At 35.5% G+C, this 17,525-nt stretch carries 16 protein-coding genes; 7 read left to right on the top strand and 9 right to left on the bottom strand.

Going from position 1 to position 17,525, the window contains the following annotated elements:
* Positions 1–90: 90 nt before the first annotated feature.
* The 5 genes from SACI_RS05035 to SACI_RS05015 all read right to left on the bottom strand — a co-directional run bounded on the left by SACI_RS05035 (position 91) and on the right by SACI_RS05015 (position 6,294).
* On the bottom strand, positions 91–1,749 hold the full coding sequence (locus SACI_RS05035) for a long-chain-fatty-acid--CoA ligase (RefSeq protein ID WP_011277913.1): 1,659 nt from the start codon (positions 1,747–1,749) through the stop codon (positions 91–93).
* Positions 1,750–2,098: 349 nt separating this feature from the next.
* Positions 2,099–2,749 carry a hypothetical protein gene (locus SACI_RS05030; RefSeq protein WP_011277912.1) on the bottom strand — a complete coding sequence of 217 codons (651 nt, stop codon included), beginning with the start codon at positions 2,747–2,749 and terminating at the stop codon, positions 2,099–2,101.
* A gap of 361 nt (positions 2,750–3,110) precedes the next feature.
* Positions 3,111–3,422, bottom strand: coding sequence for a GYD domain-containing protein (locus tag SACI_RS05025; protein ID WP_176586681.1), 312 nt, complete (start codon positions 3,420–3,422; stop codon positions 3,111–3,113).
* 64 nt (positions 3,423–3,486) lie between these two features.
* A complete protein-coding gene (locus SACI_RS05020) occupies positions 3,487–4,989 on the bottom strand; it encodes a glycosyltransferase family 2 protein (protein WP_011277910.1) in 1,503 nt (500 codons plus the stop codon).
* Between the two features lie 6 nt (positions 4,990–4,995).
* Positions 4,996–6,294: an AAA family ATPase gene (locus SACI_RS05015; RefSeq protein ID WP_011277909.1), complete on the bottom strand. Its 1,299-nt coding sequence runs from the start codon at positions 6,292–6,294 to the stop codon at positions 4,996–4,998.
* A 389-nt stretch (positions 6,295–6,683) separates the two neighbouring features.
* On the opposite strand from SACI_RS05015, the gene SACI_RS05010 reads away from it, so the two are divergent.
* Positions 6,684–8,306 carry a thermopsin gene (locus tag SACI_RS05010; protein WP_011277908.1) on the top strand — a complete coding sequence of 541 codons (1,623 nt, stop codon included), beginning with the start codon at positions 6,684–6,686 and terminating at the stop codon, positions 8,304–8,306.
* A gap of 7 nt (positions 8,307–8,313) precedes the next feature.
* On the opposite strand, the gene SACI_RS05005 is transcribed toward SACI_RS05010, so the two are convergent.
* Positions 8,314–8,538, bottom strand: coding sequence for a DUF504 domain-containing protein (locus SACI_RS05005; protein WP_048054429.1), 225 nt, complete (start codon positions 8,536–8,538; stop codon positions 8,314–8,316).
* 129 nt (positions 8,539–8,667) lie between these two features.
* Between SACI_RS05005 and SACI_RS05000 the strand changes: the two genes are divergently transcribed.
* The 3 genes from SACI_RS05000 to SACI_RS12045 all read left to right on the top strand — a co-directional run bounded on the left by SACI_RS05000 (position 8,668) and on the right by SACI_RS12045 (position 10,264).
* A complete protein-coding gene (locus tag SACI_RS05000) occupies positions 8,668–9,087 on the top strand; it encodes a hypothetical protein (protein WP_011277906.1) in 420 nt (139 codons plus the stop codon).
* Positions 9,088–9,204: 117 nt separating this feature from the next.
* Positions 9,205–9,861: a hypothetical protein gene (locus SACI_RS04995; RefSeq protein ID WP_011277905.1), complete on the top strand. Its 657-nt coding sequence runs from the start codon at positions 9,205–9,207 to the stop codon at positions 9,859–9,861.
* Positions 9,862–10,099: 238 nt separating this feature from the next.
* On the top strand, positions 10,100–10,264 hold the full coding sequence (locus SACI_RS12045) for a hypothetical protein (protein WP_015385538.1): 165 nt from the start codon (positions 10,100–10,102) through the stop codon (positions 10,262–10,264).
* A gap of 33 nt (positions 10,265–10,297) precedes the next feature.
* Here SACI_RS12045 and SACI_RS04990 read toward each other — a convergent pair whose 3' ends face one another.
* Positions 10,298–11,629, bottom strand: a complete 1,332-nt coding sequence (locus SACI_RS04990; RefSeq protein WP_011277904.1) for an MFS transporter — start codon at positions 11,627–11,629, stop codon at positions 10,298–10,300.
* 96 nt (positions 11,630–11,725) lie between these two features.
* Here SACI_RS04990 and SACI_RS04985 point away from each other — a divergent pair, with 96 nt between their 5' ends.
* From SACI_RS04985 to SACI_RS04975, 3 genes are read left to right on the top strand one after another with little or no spacing between them, the layout of a single operon-like run.
* Positions 11,726–13,120, top strand: coding sequence for a tRNA uridine(34) 5-carboxymethylaminomethyl modification radical SAM/GNAT enzyme Elp3 (locus tag SACI_RS04985; RefSeq protein WP_015385536.1), 1,395 nt, complete (start codon positions 11,726–11,728; stop codon positions 13,118–13,120).
* A complete protein-coding gene (locus tag SACI_RS04980) occupies positions 13,117–14,220 on the top strand; it encodes an RsmB/NOP family class I SAM-dependent RNA methyltransferase (protein WP_011277901.1) in 1,104 nt (367 codons plus the stop codon). Before SACI_RS04985 ends, SACI_RS04980 begins: the two co-directional genes overlap by 4 nt.
* Positions 14,217–16,118 carry a serine/threonine-protein kinase gene (locus tag SACI_RS04975; RefSeq protein ID WP_011277900.1) on the top strand — a complete coding sequence of 634 codons (1,902 nt, stop codon included), beginning with the start codon at positions 14,217–14,219 and terminating at the stop codon, positions 16,116–16,118. The genes SACI_RS04980 and SACI_RS04975 overlap by 4 nt, the downstream gene beginning before the upstream one ends.
* Before the next feature lie 30 nt (positions 16,119–16,148).
* Here SACI_RS04975 and SACI_RS04970 read toward each other — a convergent pair whose 3' ends face one another.
* Both SACI_RS04970 and SACI_RS04965 read right to left on the bottom strand, forming a co-directional pair.
* On the bottom strand, positions 16,149–16,460 hold the full coding sequence (locus tag SACI_RS04970) for a hypothetical protein (RefSeq protein ID WP_011277899.1): 312 nt from the start codon (positions 16,458–16,460) through the stop codon (positions 16,149–16,151).
* A gap of 18 nt (positions 16,461–16,478) precedes the next feature.
* Entirely contained in the window at positions 16,479–17,324 is an 846-nt protein-coding gene (locus SACI_RS04965) for a hypothetical protein (RefSeq protein ID WP_011277898.1), read from the bottom strand.
* Positions 17,325–17,525: the final 201 nt, after the last annotated feature.

Here is a 17,525-nt window from a genome sequence, read left to right as displayed (position 1 = left end):
GGCTTTCCTCAATTTGTATAAGATATAATCCTTTAAGCAGTTGATCAAAAAGAAATAAGTAAAAATCTTAGAGAGTTACAAAACCAGTTGTTATCCGTTTCCCATATAAATATCCTTATATTTGCTCCTTATCTCCTCTTTTCTGAACTTACCAACACTAGTTTTAGGTATTTCATCAACAAAGATAAAATCATCTGGTAACTGCCACTTGGCAAACCTCTTCAAAAGATGCTCCCTTAACTCCTTCTTTACCTCCTCCTTGTCCTTACTCTGATACTCAGGTTTAAGTGAGACCACAGCCAATGGTCTCTCACCCCACTTAGGGTGGGGAACACCAACAACACTAGCCTCCCTAACATAAGGATGAGCCATCAAAAAGTTCTCCAAATCAATACTACTAATCCACTCACCACCACTCTTAATCACATCCTTCAACCTATCAACAAGCCTAATATAACCCAGAGGATCAACAACACCAACATCACCACTCCTCCACCAACCATCAGGGGTGAACCTCTCTGAACTTCTCGGATCATTATAGTATTCTTTGGCAATCCAGGGTCCTCTAAGCCAGATCTCACCAAAACTCTTACCGTCCCACGGCAACTCCTGATTAGTAATTGGATCAACTACCTTTACCTCTGCGCCGAAAATCGGTAACCCTTGTTTCATTTTCTCAAATCTCTCTATATCACTTAATTCTTTCAATTCCGCTTTAGGAAGAGCCATCGAAACCAATGGGCTTGTTTCAGTAGCCCCGTATCCCTGAATCACTCTTCCTCCTAATTCCATAAAGGCTTTCGCTAGTGCAGAAGGTGGTTCGCTTCCACCGCTAGTTATTCTTAAACCAGGGGTTTTCACTCCCATTTGCTGTAATCTTCTCACGATTTCTAGGAGTATAGTAGGGACTCCTGCTGTCACAGTTACTTTATGGGTCACAATGTGTTCTACTAATGTGTCTGGAGTATATCTCCCTGGATAAATCATTTTCATTCCCATCATCGTACTTGCGAAAGGAGTTCCCCATGCATTTGCGTGAAACATGGGAACTATTTGCAGACCAACGTCTGATGGGGTTAGAGAGTTCCCTATTGCTACAGCCATTGCATGGAGAATTATGGATCTATGAGAGTAAAAAACTCCTTTAGGCAGACCTGTAGTACCTGAAGTAAAGGCTGCAGTGGCTGCAGATCTCTCGTCAACAGTAAGAGAAGGTCTGTTAGGAGAATTGGATCTCAACAACTCCTCGTAACCTAGAACTCTAAGGTTAGTCTTTATTTCTTCTACAGGTTTATCACTCATAACTAGGATAAAGCTAAAATCGTGTTCTTTGGAGAGAACCTCAGCCAGTTGTAACAAAGAGTCATCAACTAGTAAACCCTTAGGTTTAGTGTGCTTTATAATATAGCCCAACTCTGTAGGGTGTAATCTTATGTTAAGTTCTAACGTTACTGCTCCTATTGACGGTAAGGAGAAATAGGACTCATAATATCTGTGGTCATTCCAGTCCAGGACTCCGACAATATCCCCTGGAGCTACGTTCAACTCTCTTTCAAATGCGTTTGCTATCCTATTCACCCTTTCGTAGACCTGTCTATATGTGAATCTATGCCGTAGACCTCCTTGTAGCCTCCTATCTGAAATTACTTCTGTATCTCCGTGAACTCTTGCTGCATGTTCAAGTAGTTTATGCACATTAAGCTGATATGAATCATTCATGGTTGAGGGTCTTCCTTTAACAATTTCCATAATATTATTTTTGACATACATAATTAAATTCATTACTTTACTTTTTTAACAATTAAAAACCTTAATGAAATGAAATTCTTATAGATAAAAATTAAGTTTTTTAGTTATAGAATACGAGTAATATATTCAACTTTTCGAATCTATTACCTTTATGCTAGCATTTTTACAATGATCTGGATAGAGGTTATTATACATTAAAATACTAAACAAGAACAACTTAATATTTTAGTAAAAATATATAACTTACCTTAAAAGATATAGTACACTATAGGTGTGTAATTTATAAAAGTCTTGTATCATACGTCATAATTAGCCACATATTCTGTTAGTTTCATATTATCTGAAATTGCTAAAGTTCAAAAATAAGTCTATTTATTTCCTCTTCCATCTTCTTATACTCTGAATTCACTTTAGTTTCGTTATCTCTCTTACTTATCAAACCTTGCTTTTCTGCGAACCATACAGGAATTTCCACGTCCCCAGAATCGTAATATATCCCTATACTCTTTGGAACCCATAATTTCTTGTTATCAAACTTTATCAAATACGCCTTTTCACTTTCTCCTTCCAAAACTCCTTTTAATTTTATGGTCTCGTTCTCCACTCTGCTTCTCATATTCCTTCTTACGCTAGAGATAATATACTCCATCAGGCTGTTTTTGTCCTCAAAGTATCTGTTGTCGAATCTATATATCCTTAATGAAGCTGTCTCACAAACATAGATTTCTCCATAGGAAAGTTTTAGTCGGGGAGAGCATTGAATATCCTTGAGAGTGTCCCCTTCAAATAAAAAGTATTCAACGCTCACTACTTTATTACGCCTTTTATAAACCCTTTTGACTAAGCTTCCTTGACTCTCGTCAATCTCTCCCTCTAAATACCTTATAGACCTTACTGAGTGCCAAGTCTTGTACTTCAGTTTTACATACCTCCAGGTCTTGTCAAAGACAAAGTAATATTCTTCCTCGTCCTTAGATATTTTTCCTATTCTAATCATCATATAGGTAAACCTATATTGAGCTGAGAATATAAAGGATTATATATTATTTTGACGCCGAAGTATATGTCAAAGTGACTAACAGATTGAAAGATTTAAATTCATTTTCTCGTGTATCTGGACATTCAGAACATGTACACGCGCAAAGAATCCAAATTTCATGAGAAAACCTAGAATTTTTTACCATATTCTCTAGTTTTCCTAGTAAATAGATAATCTAAACCAATAATTTATTATTAAAACTAAGTTGTGAGACTATAATTTAAAATTACGCATGGTTGTAAAAATTTTACATTAATATTCTATCTCATAGAATAAAGTCTGATTAGCTTAGAAGTATAAAAAATAAATAAATATTTATTTCTTATTTTGGGTGACCTATGGAGGGAGTTGTCTTCATTGCCTTTATAGCGTCATCGACAGGCATGGCTAGGTAAGTCCTAGTCCTAACTGTTCCTCTACTATTTAGTTCTACTAGTGCCTTTAGAAAGCTTTCTACGTTGTCAACTTCCACTATATTCACAAAATCCATGTCGCCAAATACTACATATTGTTCTTTAACCTTAGCCCCTATTTTTGCAAGCTCCTCATTTACCTCTTTTATTCTTTCAGGTTTGCCTACTATTGTCTTAGCACCATCATCTGTTAAACTTGATAAAACTATGAAAACAACCAATTTTATCACTATCTTATAACTTTTTAAACTATATAAATCTTTTATCAGAACTGATGTAATAAAACTAATAATAGACCACTTTTGTTAAATTCTCCCTTGTCTTAAATCTAGCAGAAATTAAGATTCCTCCGAGGAAGAAGGGTATATGGTAAATTGCCCAGAACACATTCACAATTATTGCGTAATATAGAAGGAAATTTGAATTTGCAGAAATCAACCAGAGAATTCCTTTCACAGTACTTACGATAAGCAATAGTAAGATGACAATATGGGGTAACAGTATTCTGAGGTTAAGTCTTCCACCTCCCTTAGGTGTTACTCTAAAGGGTCTTTTTCTACCCAACAACCAAGATATAAAAGACGCAGTTACTGCTGTAAATTCTAAAAACTCTACACATTGATGGTAAAAGAACCCTTTTAGCCCATATTCTGTCTCCTCTCTTATTCCAGCCACGAATATTCCTATGCTTATGAAAAGATATGGGAGATAAACCAGTAAGTAAAGGATAGGATTAATTCTGAGAATAGGTATTTCCGTTAGTAGAAATACGATAGGTGAAATAAACTCTACTATTGCCAATGGACCTTCCTTTATCCAGTAAAGGAAGCCTGAAAAATAATCATAATACTTTAGGAAACTTAGGTCTGCCTTAATTATGTCCTTAGTTAATTGGAAGTAGCCAAGAGCCCACCTGGACTGCTGAATTAAGTATGCATTCAGATCCTGTGGTGGTTCCCCATACCATATTAGTGGTACGTCTATATATACAGAATTATAGCCCTTAGAGTGAAGCTTTATAGAAACAGCTGCATCCTCAGTAATACTGTTTTCTGGCAAATAACCAACTTCCCTTAGAGCCTGTATTCTGAAAACTGTTCCAGAGCCAAGAGAGAATGCTGACCTACCACTTCTACCTCTCATTATAATTCTCAGAAAGGGTTCCTGCTGATATTTCGCCCCTGTAGAAATACCTGAGAAAGTCTCAGAATAGTTTTGAGGAACTTGAACAAAGGCTATCTTAGGATCCTTGAAATATGGTAGAACTTGTTTGAAAAAGTCCCTAACAGGTCTTTGGTCCGCGTCGAATATCGCTACTAAATCATATCCCTGAATTCTCCTCAATGCATCATTTATGGCACCAGCTTTATAACCTCTCCTATCTTTTCTATGAACATAATTTATATCGTTCCTAGTACAAAACTCTCTCAGCCTCCTCGAAATATTTTCATCAGTGGAGTCATCTAATAAAAATACATCTCCTTGATTACTTACAGCGTCCTTAACTGATAGTAAAGTCCTCTCCACGATCTCTGGATCCTCATTAAACGAGGTGACAAATGCTGCTATTTTAAAACCAGTCATCTCGTCTGCTACTTCAATATTATATCTTTTACTTCTCCTCAAAAGTAGGTAAAAGTTAAGAAATATATAAAATGCCGTAACCATGGCGAGCCATAACCCAAAGTCTATCAATATTGTCTCAATTTTCACCCACGTGAAATAAGTTATAACCGCTGAAATTATCAAAGGTGAAAAAAAGAATACTACGTTTAAGACCTTAGGCATATTTTATTACACTTCTATAATTTTATCAGCATAAGATTTTATCACATCACATTCATCTTTGATCTTATCGCATATCAACACAATCTTCACACTTCTCTTGTTCCTCATTGAATTTATGAATGAGTTCCAGAACTCGTCTAAATAGGCTGTATTATCAACAGCAGGAGAAATGTCATTAGTTCTGTGTACAATTATCACAGGATTATCTAGGTCTTGAATTTTGTAGACAATATCATTGGCTAATCTATGGGCTAGTTTGAGCACATCAGCAATAGTCTTCATCTTAAATCTCTCCTCCTTATATTTCGGTAAGATAGATATTCCCACAAATTTAATTCCGTTTGACCTTAATATTTCGGTTATCTTTTCTTTTGTATAGACTACTACAACATGTGATCCTTCCACTACTGCCTTATTTATGGAATTCATTATTGCTAAAATACCATTTCCCCCAGGTTCTTGTGTAATCAACGTCACGCCGCTTAAAGCTTCCCCACCTTGCGTGGAGATATATACAGCTTTTTCCTCAAACCTCTCTTTTATAATGTTGTCTGCTAAATAGTTTATTTCATCTACAACTGGTAAGTCCAAGATGTTCTCTTGTGATTTCTCCATGATCTCCCTGTATAAAGGAATAGCTATTCCATAACTAACGCCTAGTTTTGTTATTACTTCCCGTAGCTCTTGCCTAATTCTTTCCACTTCATCCAATGAAGGAACCATGTTTACTATAAAAGCTAGTGGAGTCCCTCTGTAATTCACATCGCTTTCAAATGACTTCAAATAATCAATTGTAGAGTTTATTATATTTCTAGAGGCTGATGAAACATAAATTCTAAGTACCTTAGGATTAGGCACATTAGAGTAAAATAAGTCCAGTTCTACTTTAAGTGTTAAATCGTTGTAGCTTATTAGTGGTGGATTATCCGTGATGTAATACTCGTATCCATATAAGAATTTACTGGCCAAGATGCTGAGCTTTTCCCTCAACGAAATATCTGACATAACTTTTTTAAGGTCGTCATAAACTCTTTCACCGTCGCCATAAAATTTTAATAATGATAGTTCCCCGTCCCCAAAAGATAGTTTTTTAAAACTTTCTTCAAAATGTTCTTCTCCATCGGCTAATTTAGCCAATATACCCTTTCTTTTAATTCCGAATGCGAATGATGCATAACCTACCATATCTCTTTCTATCAAAAGAACTTTCTTTCCCTTCAAGGCTAGAGCCTTTCCAAGGGACAAAGCTATTGTAGACTTTCCAACTCCTCCCTTAACACCTAGAATGCTAACTCTATATACCATCCAACGAGACCTTAAACATTGTTTAATTTACTACTATTTAAAATTTTTCTTAAATACGATAAAATAAGATTAAGTGATGAGTGGAGAGAAATTTACTTATTTATTTAAAAATTTTACGTTTACTGGATAAAGCTCTTACCCTGTGAAAATACTATCGCTTAGATCAAGTAGTTACTATTTGTTACTCTCGGATAGAACCTGTTAAGACCGTATACATTTCAAATCTATCGAATGAGATTAAAAAAATTTCAGCTTACAAAATTTTTTTGGTTAGATATCTTTTGATCACTTCAATCGTCTTCAAATCTATAAGTAATACATGAATAATATTGGGATTAAGTTTTTCTTCAAAATATTTATAAATGCTGTGCCTTGAGGGATTTTTAGGTATGAAAAAATCAGTTTATTTGATACTCTACCTCCTAACCTGCGCACTTTGCGTTCACTTCTCAGCTGTCCCAATTGGAATATCAAGCTATCAGGGGACTATACTTACCCCCTCTGTACTGGGTTATGCAAACATAAGTTCCTTGCTAGCTTATAGTAACTCGTCTCAAAATCCTTATGGAGCTTCCCTACAGCTTAATGTAATGCTACAAGTGAATACTACCACATCAAAAACTTACTACTTTTGGTTGCAGAATGTTGCGTCATTTCTAACAAATGATAAAGTGGCTTATTTTTTAGATAATGTGTGGAATGTTACAACGCCATATACGCAAATATCTAACGTCAAAGGAAACGGTCAAGTATACACAATATCTAACGGTCCTTATGGACAAAGTTTCTATGGTTATACTTCTAATTACCCGATTAGATACAACTATCCCTTCTCGTTTTACATGTTTATAAACACATCATACTCTGGATCTCTAGTTACAGTAGAGTTTGGATATGTAATTGTTCAAAATTCGACTGTTATTCCTCCTGTAGTTGAAACTTATGATGAAGTCCAACTGAGAATTAATGGAGTTCAAGGTGCATCCATAATAGTTAATGACTCCTATACTCCCAGTGAGGTTATAGAAAATGTGCCTTATCTAGGCATGCTGGAAGATTGTGAACTTGTCTGGGGAGGACTCTCTAACGGGGAAAAAACCAGCTTTGAAAACATGTCAAGCCTTCTGGCTATGTATTATTTGTCAGATCAGCAGTGGAAACCATTCAAAAACATTTTTGACTATGGATTTGATACGGCTGAAGGAGCTTACAATCTTAATGTCTCTCTGAGTAATCAGGGCTACGCATTAGTGAGAGTTGGCTCAGAGAACTTCCAGCTACTTGATACTAACTTTACTCCTCCACAGCCTTCCTTCACGTATGTTCGTATAACGAGTAAAGTGCCACTGGTGATTAACAATAAATTATTAAACAATTACACGAGTTACATTAACTCACCTTTGTCGATAACAATGTTTAATGACTTCTCCATAAATAAAACAGCTATCGCGATGCTGAAAACCAATAATAATACACTCACAATATTTCCTTCATCTTGGTTCAAAAATGTAACGTTAGTGCCGGACTATGAGTTCCTATATTTTGTAACAGTTAACTCTCAAATACCGCTGAGCGCTCAGGTGAATGGGATAAATACCACTCTAAATACAGGTTTATATCCAGGAGATACTCAAGTTGTAATACAGAATCTCACATATTATGAATCTAATGATATGAGAATAGTAATATTAAAGGTACAACCATCCTTAAACTTTACCATAAATAGTCCTTTAAACGTATCAGTAAGTACTAAGGTTCAATATTTAGTTACAATAAATGGGATTAGTAAATGGGTTGATAATGGTTCAAAAATAGAACTTAACCAGACAATACCATTCTACTATTCAGGTGTTTATTTTGGGACATTTAAACTTTACCCAGGGGAGAGTATAGTTGTTACACAACCTATAAACGAGAGTTTAAAATTATATCCTAATTACGGTAACATAGGAATAATCGTGAGTTTAATCGCAGTTATGCTGATCCTATATCTTGTGATAAGAAGAAAGTGAGATTTATTTAACGCCTCCACCAGGTCTCATTGCCTTTTCTAATTTCTATCACCCTATGAAGTGGAATTATAGTATCATCCTTAAGGTAAATGTAATTGTTATCTACACTCGATATATCGGGAAATGGAACCTCTATTGATCCCTTTTTTCTGTCTCTTAAGATGAGTGTAAACTTGTCTAGGGAACTACTCTCCGTCCAAAAAACCTTATTTATCGCGTCCTTAATTCTCATTTCAGTCTTCTTTATAGTACTATATAGCAATATATAAACTCAATATAGTAAATGACAATATATAGCTAGTCTATATTCATATTTTCCCACCAAAAAGATTAAAATATTGGTTTCCTATCATCTTTTATTATGGATGATTATAATAATATCAACAAAATTGCGTTTATCACTAAGGACAAGAAATTCATAATAGATGGAGGAAAGATAAAAGAAGCTAAAAAAATTCCAGAAGGATACAAAATTAATTTTGCAAAACCTATGTTGGTCTTTAGACTAGACGGAGTGGATCTATCATATTTTATTGAGAGCTGTGGAAGTTTACTCGTAGGTAGTCTAACCATAAAAGGACTGGTGAAGAAAATTGACTATGAGGATTTTCTCCTTTATGTTGACCATAATAGAAAGGACATAATCGTTTTCATAAATGGAGAGATTTACAAGTTATCGTATAGTAAATTGCCTTTTTTAAGGTATGTATTGGGTAGTTTGCATTCAGGTATATTACTAGAAAGTGCAAGTTTTGATGAGATTCAAATGTATGCATGTTAACCTATGTAATTAGAACATAGTGGATTTATACGTAAAACAGGAGAATCCTATTCAATGTTTTATCTGAAAGTGGGAAACTCAAAAACATTATTATTTAGTCTTAATAAGGAACGAATAATGAGAAAGCTTTCGCTCGAAGAATATCTACTCAGATATTTGCCTAAGCTTGAAGTGGATGAAACCTATTTATTTTACCTTATATCTCGGGAGAGGGGTATCAAGGAAAAATTAGGTGTAAATATAGATAAGGTCTTGTTCAGGCTAAAGACTAAGGATCCGCTGAAGACTGTGAGTATTTTATCCGCAATACGGGATAACATTGAATTTCAAGTAAGGGGAGTTAGGATAGATAAGAATTGGATAAAAATAATGCATGTACTCAATCCCATAAATATGAAGAAAGCGTCAAGAAATGCAGTTAGTAGATATGTAAGCAATTGTGACAAAGAGGTAGATATAGAGAAAATATACTACTCAGAGTTAGCTAAGAACGTTGATTTTAGAATGTTTATGCTAGATGTTGACTCTAAAAATCCATCAATAATTCAACAGCTTTCAGGGATAAAGGCTAGATTGGTATTAGTGACTAAAAGGGGATTCCATATTCACGTATGGAAAGATGACTTATCTAATCCTAAAATACTGTTTACATTAAAGGACGTGGAGATTAAGACCAGAAATTCATTAGAATACGTACCGTTCATAAGTCAAGGAACCTTCACCCCTGAGGCTTATGAGCTAAACGACATAATGGAGATTTTAAATTTGATTTAGAGAACCAAGTTCGAAGTTTGAAATAATATGTACTACACTTACACAAGCGTAGACAATGGTATTACGTTAATCTTTGCGTCTTTGACATTTTTAAATAATCCCGGGATGACGTTGGGTTAGTGGTTTGAAACGAAAGCAAATTTTACAAAAAAGTTATTACCCCATCATATACATTTTCGAATTTTTTACGAATTTACGATAGTTAACTCCTTATAATATTTTCTACACCTATTTAATTATGAAAGTAGAAGTCACATTAAACCTTGATGAGGAGGTAGAAAGAAAGGTTGAAATATATGCATTAAGTGAGGGGATCAGCTTTGATGAGGCTATGGAGGAGTTAATAAGAACTTTGCTATACGATGAAATAGTGGAAAAAATAACTTCGTCTTCACATTCCTGAAAGTAAAATTTTACAGCTCACTTATGGGCTCAATTAGTTAATTTTAGATCTACCACCCTCTGTGATAAAATCTAATTCTCTGGTTCTAGTCTCAGGTACGAAGAACATGACTATCAAACTTGAAATTAATGCAACAGAAGCGTATATTCCCACCATGACACCTAATCCTACTATGTTAACCAGGGATGGAAACAATGATATTACTGTAGCAGAGGCAGCCCTGTCCACAGCGACGCTTATTGCTTGAGATGTTGCCCTCACTTTTGTAAAGGACAGTTCTGGGGCTATCATACCAGAGCCGATTATTGACGCAGGTCCCATTGCTGAAAACAGATAATTTAGCATATAAAAGGAAAAACCTAAAACAGCACCTGTTCCCTCCAATGTGCTCGTCTTAGGCAGACCAAATATAAATGGGTTAATCAGTAAAAGTGAGTACATCACTAACCATAACGCCACTCCGGCATAGCCTAAAACTATGAGCTTCCTTCTCCCTATTCTATCCACCAGGAAGATACAGATTAATTGTCCGGGTATTCCTGCAAAGAATTGGGCAACATACGTGAACATAATTGGCGACAAGCCTAAATTATGAGCTATTGTAATCGGACCGTATATGGCAAAAGTTGATGAGTAAATGTCATATAATACCCAAAGAATTGCTGCAATTATTATGAATCTCATTGACTTTATCAGTCTAATTAGAAAGGAGGATTCATCAACATTTACCTTCAGATCAACTCCGTCACTTTTCAATTTATTTAACTCCTTAATATCTGGTTTCACCTTTGAAAGAAAAAGTAAAGTCTCACTCAGTTTTCTTCTAGCCAAGATAACGCTAAGGGCAGGGATAGCTCCTAAACCCAATACCATTCTCCAGCCTAAAGAGGCAGGCAAGAAATAAGAGATTTGAGTGACAAAAGCAGCAACCACTGCCCCTAAACCCCACATTACGGCAAATGTTATGACCATTGCCTTTCCCCTTTTGTCCTTATCAGCATTTTCAGCTACTATAACAGGAGATAATACGTAATCTGCTCCAATTCCCATTCCTAATAACAACCTTGAAAAGAACAACTCTCCATAATTCTGGGAAAATGCCTGAAGAAAAGCGCCTATGGTCATTAAAGTCACATCTATTCCATACATTCTTTTTCTTCCTTGAAAGTCTGAAATTAGCCCAAATATCAATGCAGATATGGCTGCACCGAAATAGCTCCCTGCAACGAGTAAACCTGACGTGACATTGTTTAGTCTAATGAAATTTGATATGGAATATATTACCAAGGAAAGTGAGTAAAGATTATAACCATCAGTGAATACACCCATACCGGCTATTAAAACACTACGCCAAGTGAGCTTCATAACAATTAGTAAATACTCATAGTTTAAAACTTTAATCTCTAAAAATCTAAACCATAGAATCAACAGGATTATTAATTTGCATCATAAAAATTACCTGTGCTAATCAAAAAGCCAGTTAGAATGATCTCAGGAGTTACAATAGTGTCAGTAATGACACACCCTCACAGATGCCCTCATGGAAAATGTATATTCTGCCCAGGAGGTGTTGAGTATGGTACACCGCAGAGCTATTACGGAAATGAACCTACACTAATGAGGGCTATAGAAAATAATTATGAACCATTCTACCAAGTCCAATCTCGCCTCAGACAGTATGAGGCTAATGGTCATAATCCGAGTAAGATCGAGCTTATAATCATGGGGGGAACATTTCTCGCTACTCCCTTAGATTATCAAGATTGGTTTGTTACTCAAGCCCTAGAAGCTATGAATAGATATCCCTCTAACCAGAAACCTGGTTTCATACTCTTAGAGGACGCACAACTGAGAAACGAGACTGCGTCAATTAGATGTGTTGGATTAACCGTAGAAACAAAACCGGACTGGAGTAAAGAAGTTCATGCTAAGCAAATGCTTAGACTTGGAGTGACAAAAGTTGAACTGGGAGTTCAAACAGTGTTTGATGATCTGTTGACGAAAAGTAACAGGGGTCATACGGTTAAAGACTCAATAGAAGCTACTAAAATTCTAAAAGATAATGGATTTAAAGTAGTATATCACATGATGCTTGGCTTGCCCGGCAGCGACCCTGATAAGGATCTGGAGTCATTTGAGAGAATATTTTCTGATCCTGATTTTTCACCAGATATGTTGAAAATATATCCAACACTAGTAGTAGAAACAGCACCATTAGCTGAACTGTGGAAAAAGGGTCTTTACAAACCATATGATACTGAAACACTAGTTGAACTTATTTCAGAAATCTACAAACTGATACCACCTTGGGTGAGAGTAATGAGAGTTCAAAGAGATATACCTGCGACAATCATTATTGATGGTAACAAGAAAGGAAACCTCAGAGAACTAGTCGAGAACAGGGCAAAACAGAAGGGCATTAAAATCAACGAAATTAGACACAGAGAAGTAGGAATAAAGTGGATACATACGGGAAAGTTACCTACTGGTGAACCAAAATTAAAGAGATATGATTATGAAGCCAGTGGAGGGACAGAGGTGTTCTTATCTTACGAATATGACGACGATACACTGGTGGGCTATCTCAGGTTAAGAAAGCCAAGTAATAAAGATGACGTCACTATAGTGAGGGAGTTACATATCTACGGACCAGAAACTCCAGTAGGACTTTGGGATGATTTTTCCTTCCAACATAAGGGATATGGAGGAAGATTATTATCAGAGGCTGAAAGAATATCAGTAGAGGAATTTGATGCGAAAAAGATTCTAGTGCTTTCAGGGATTGGTGTTAGAGAATATTACAGAAAGAAGGGATATCACAATGAATATCCTTACGTTGCAAAGGATTTAAAATGAGTGAAGTAAAGCTTTTTTCCACTGCTATTAAGCTCATAATTGAAAGAAAGACGTCTCCTGAAAAGGCTTTCGATATAGCCGTAAAAAGTCTAAACCATAAGGTAAATAGGAGGAAACTATTTAACAAGTTCTTAAGAGTTCTGTGGAACTACTATTATGCTACATTTCTATACCCTGAAAGGGATATTGAAGACATCATAAATGTCTCCTTGAATTCAGACTTTCCATTTAAGCCTCCAAAATGGGCTGAGGAAAGACTACAATCAATAATGGGGGACTTAAATGTAAAGACGCGACAGCAGTGGATAAGGGTAAATACACTTAAGGCTGATGTCGAAGATGTGAGGAGGAAACTGGAGAGGAAGGGGGTTGTACTCCAAAGAGATTCGTTCGAATTTTTATTTAGAGTGATAAAGGCAAAAAGTAGGATTTCAGATCTAGAGGAGTTCAAAAACGGAGAAATTGTAATTCAGGACAAAGCTAGTGTTTACAGTGTTGTCTTTCTAGATCCGAAACCTAATGAAAAAATACTTGAGATAGGATGCGCCCCTGGTATGAAGACGTCGTTAATACAACAAATTACCAATAATAAGTCTTTGGTGATAGGGATTGACATATCGTCAAAGAGGATAAAGATTCAGCAAGATCTAATGAATAAACTAGGTGTCGAGAATGTTGAATTAGTTGTGAGTGACGGTTCAAATGTTCCAATTACTAAGGCAGACAAAGTTCTCATAGATGCACCATGTACTAATAGTGGAACGTTTGTTGCAGATCCCTCAATTTTCTTGCGAATAACCAAAAAGGATTTGATGCGATTAAGCAGACTCCAAAGAAGTATTCTAAGGAGTATAAGGAAATTCAAGGTTCCTACAGTCTTCTCCACTTGTTCATTATTTCCGGAAGAAGGTGAAAAGATAGCTGAAAAATATGAGGCTTTTCTGACGCCCATATCCATAGATACAACTAATTACGGCTATAAGAGGAGTAAGGTGTGGAAAAGAGTAGTCAGATTTTATCCTAACATTCATGGTACGGAGGGCTTTTTCATTGCAAAATTTAATTTCTCTAAAAACATAACATTAGATGATCAGAATTGAACAGGAGATTACTAGTAAGTAGTGCAATAACTCTGGTAATACTCCCTATATTCTATTATGAGTTAAAATTTTCTCCAGCTTATGTAGGAATAATAGCGTTGGGAATTATATTATCCTTTATCTCAGCCTTTATAAAAAGGGTCTCAATAATTGCCGGAATTTTCATAGTAGCAATATCACTTGTTTTCAGTGTTCAAGGTCAAACTGGTAATTACTCGTTGTTCAATATACCTTATTTAGGATTAGTATTACCCTTCCTGTTAGGGTTACCTGGAATAGCCATACCCGAAGTATGGGGAATAGTCTGTATTATTGGTGGATTTATATCCTCGTTAGTATTTCCAACAATACAATTACCCATTTACCTTGCTACGTTAACGAGCTTAGCCTACTTTAACTTATCAGGAAGAGGGTATCCAACTACAATAGTGGTCAAGGGTTTACCAAAAGGAGCAGAATGGAGCATAGAAATTAACGGAACTCTTCAGAAAGAGAGAGGAAATAAGGTAACTATAAAGGAAAAATCTGCTGATTACCTCTTGTGTCCGCAATTAGTTGAAAACACTTATTACTTGCCAGATGTAGTCAGTGGAAAAATTAGAAAGGGACAGACAGTTGTAATAAAATTCAAGAAGAGCGACAATATACCCTTTGACAAATACCCCCACTGTATAAGTGTGTTCAGAATATCAGGTCTACCGACAGGGATAAACTCTAAACTTAATGTTAATGGGCAGGAGTATGATATAACTGAGGGACAACAGCTAGTGGTACCAGCACTAAATGAACAGTATCTAAAGTGGAAAGTTGAAGAAGTTACAGTGGGGGATGTTATTTTTAAACCAGTTACAGATAGTGGGATAGTTAAGAGAGGCTCTACGGTCACTATAAATTTCAAGAGCCTATATAAGCCTACACCTAAGCAAAAGGTCTCTTTACCTTCACTTAATAATTGGGATCCAAAGATATGGATAAACAAAGAAATTTATGGGTATAAAGTTATAGATGTCGTAGGACAGGGAGGAAATGGATATGTAGTGAAAGCAGAAAGAGAAAGTAAATATTACGCTATTAAGATTTTAAGTCCTGAAAATCTATCTAAATCCTCTTTTGACACATTATTTAAGGAATCTGAGAATTTAAAGGAACTATCTAAGAATGATAAGATAGTTAGTATTTATGGCATATATGCTGATAGTAATTATATCAATTCAATTATCAAAGGAAATGCTGAAGCTTATTTCAATTATCCACCAGCTATAATAATGGAATTCATGGATGGGGGAACTATAGCTGACCTTATAAATGAGATAAGAAGTAGTCCATATTTTCAGTATATAGTTAAAGCAATAATAAGAGAAGTTGGATTAGCCTTAAAGTATTTACACAAGAGGGGATATGTTCATTTAGATGTTAAGCCAAGAAACATATTTCTGTCTGTAATACCTCCAAAAGATGAGAAGTTGTTGCTAGACCAAATAAGTAGTCGTGGAATTATAAAGCTAGGGGACTTAGGTAGTGCAGTAAGAGTAGGAGAGAAGATAACACAAGCAACACCAGCCTATTCACCACCAGAGCAAATAGAGGCGGTGATAACAGGTAAGGGGGCACAACCCTCAATGGATAATTATGCATTAGGCGTTACCGCATATTACTTGCTCACCGGAAATGTAAGCCCCATTACAAAATATGTAGAGAGAGCAGTAGATCTTTACCTTCAAAATAAATTCAATGATGCGCTTGAGGAGATAGATAATTCTAAGAAGGTTTTAGAAGGTTTCAAACCTTCTCTGCCAATAAATACTCTTCCCGAGCTCAACAGAGTAATACAGGGAACAATACTAAGCGACCCAACTAAGAGGTTGACTAGTGACGATATAGTTCAGATTCTTTCATGAGCTAACTTAACATTAGTTGTTTATGATTGATTATGAGTTATCTCCTAAAATTGCCATAATTTCCTTTATGGTCTTTTCTAATTCTTCACTACTGATTTTCCTTGCCTCGATCTTCCCATCCTTTACTATTGTCAAGGAACCTGTTCCAATGGAATCAATGTACAAGCTTATACTATAATCTTTTTTATTTATGTAGAGTTCCTCTTTTTCTACGTAGTTATCCCGGGAATATTTTTGTATGATTTCAAAACCGTTTCTCACTCCCCTAACCTCATGAGACTCGATATAGATATCGTCAAGAATAGATCTAACTCTTTCATGTAGACCTTTAATACTTACCATTTAACTTCTCCACGTGTACTAACTCGTAAAAGAGTTAAAAATTTCTTTCCTCAGCTTTTGAACGAAATTTGATACCTCTTCAACACTCTTGACAGGCAAGCTCAACTCCTCATTGACAGACCTTATTTGAAAAACATCTTGATTTAGCTTTCCTTCAACAACACCTGGCAGAACCAAATCACTTTTAGCCTTCCCTAGTAAGTTCACAAGTCCCTCAATGGAGAAAACTAACTCTTCTATCAATTCTCGAGGTGAAAGAAGTAGATAATGGGAAACAGTGGAGTAGTTTATTTTAGATGAGTATATTATATTTCCGTTGAAGAGTAAGATAACTGTACCGTATTCCTTGGAGACATTTATTATAATTCTGAAGTTTTTAAAGTCCTCCACCCTAGGTAACATACTACCAAATTTCTTCAAAAATTCTTTATACACTTCATCTTCGAATTCAAATGGTTTTTTCTCTATTATATCTTTAATAACCTTTATAGGTAATGAGTATTTCAGGGAAAGAGCGTTAAAGTCAACTGGAAATATCTTCATCTCTGACAATCTGTTAAAGAGGGACTTCACGTCATTTATTATAATTCCCCATGCCCTTAGCTTTACCTTATCATTCTCCGCCTCAACTATGTAACCAAGCTTTACGTTTAATGGTGGGCTCACGAAAAGGGATTTTATAATATCATGAGCTTCCTGAACTTTTGAGGGTAACTTCTCTGTTTTCCCCTCAAACTCAGCTTTCAAACCTTGTGGTATTTCTATTTTTCCCCTTACAACATTTTTCTCGAATATTGCCGTATAATTGCCTGTAAACACGATAGCTTTGTCCTCATGGTTAATAATGTATGTACCACTAGCCATGGTTTTATCATGAACTGCTTATAATTAAATTTATCATTTGATTGCAGATAAGATTTTATTTGAGTTTATAATATACACTCTAGTGGGATAGAATTAAAGAAATTTTAATTTCTCTATTTCGTTTAATAAATTTATAAGATTCTATTTGTTAGATAGTAGTATTTTGATTATTTAAATTTAATCAGAAACCTTTAATTAGTA

The organism is Sulfolobus acidocaldarius DSM 639, assembly GCF_000012285.1.
Lineage (GTDB): Archaea > Thermoproteota > Thermoprotei_A > Sulfolobales > Sulfolobaceae > Sulfolobus > Sulfolobus acidocaldarius.
This window is presented reverse-complemented; position numbering and strand designations above follow the sequence as displayed.

Coding starts and splice junctions, on each gene's coding strand:
- SACI_RS05035 (WP_011277913.1), bottom strand. CDS start 1,749: ATGGAAATTGTTAAAGGAAGACCCTCAACCATGAATGATTCATATCAG.
- SACI_RS05030 (WP_011277912.1), bottom strand. CDS start 2,749: ATGATGATTAGAATAGGAAAAATATCTAAGGACGAGGAAGAATATTAC.
- SACI_RS05020 (WP_011277910.1), bottom strand. CDS start 4,989: ATGCCTAAGGTCTTAAACGTAGTATTCTTTTTTTCACCTTTGATAATT.
- SACI_RS05015 (WP_011277909.1), bottom strand. CDS start 6,294: ATGGTATATAGAGTTAGCATTCTAGGTGTTAAGGGAGGAGTTGGAAAG.
- SACI_RS05010 (WP_011277908.1), top strand. CDS start 6,684: ATGAAAAAATCAGTTTATTTGATACTCTACCTCCTAACCTGCGCACTT.
- SACI_RS05005 (WP_048054429.1), bottom strand. CDS start 8,538: ATGAGAATTAAGGACGCGATAAATAAGGTTTTTTGGACGGAGAGTAGT.
- SACI_RS05000 (WP_011277906.1), top strand. CDS start 8,668: ATGGATGATTATAATAATATCAACAAAATTGCGTTTATCACTAAGGAC.
- SACI_RS04995 (WP_011277905.1), top strand. CDS start 9,205: ATGAGAAAGCTTTCGCTCGAAGAATATCTACTCAGATATTTGCCTAAG.
- SACI_RS12045 (WP_015385538.1), top strand. CDS start 10,100: ATGAAAGTAGAAGTCACATTAAACCTTGATGAGGAGGTAGAAAGAAAG.
- SACI_RS04990 (WP_011277904.1), bottom strand. CDS start 11,629: ATGAAGCTCACTTGGCGTAGTGTTTTAATAGCCGGTATGGGTGTATTC.
- SACI_RS04980 (WP_011277901.1), top strand. CDS start 13,117: ATGAGTGAAGTAAAGCTTTTTTCCACTGCTATTAAGCTCATAATTGAA.
- SACI_RS04970 (WP_011277899.1), bottom strand. CDS start 16,460: ATGGTAAGTATTAAAGGTCTACATGAAAGAGTTAGATCTATTCTTGAC.
- SACI_RS04965 (WP_011277898.1), bottom strand. CDS start 17,324: ATGGCTAGTGGTACATACATTATTAACCATGAGGACAAAGCTATCGTG.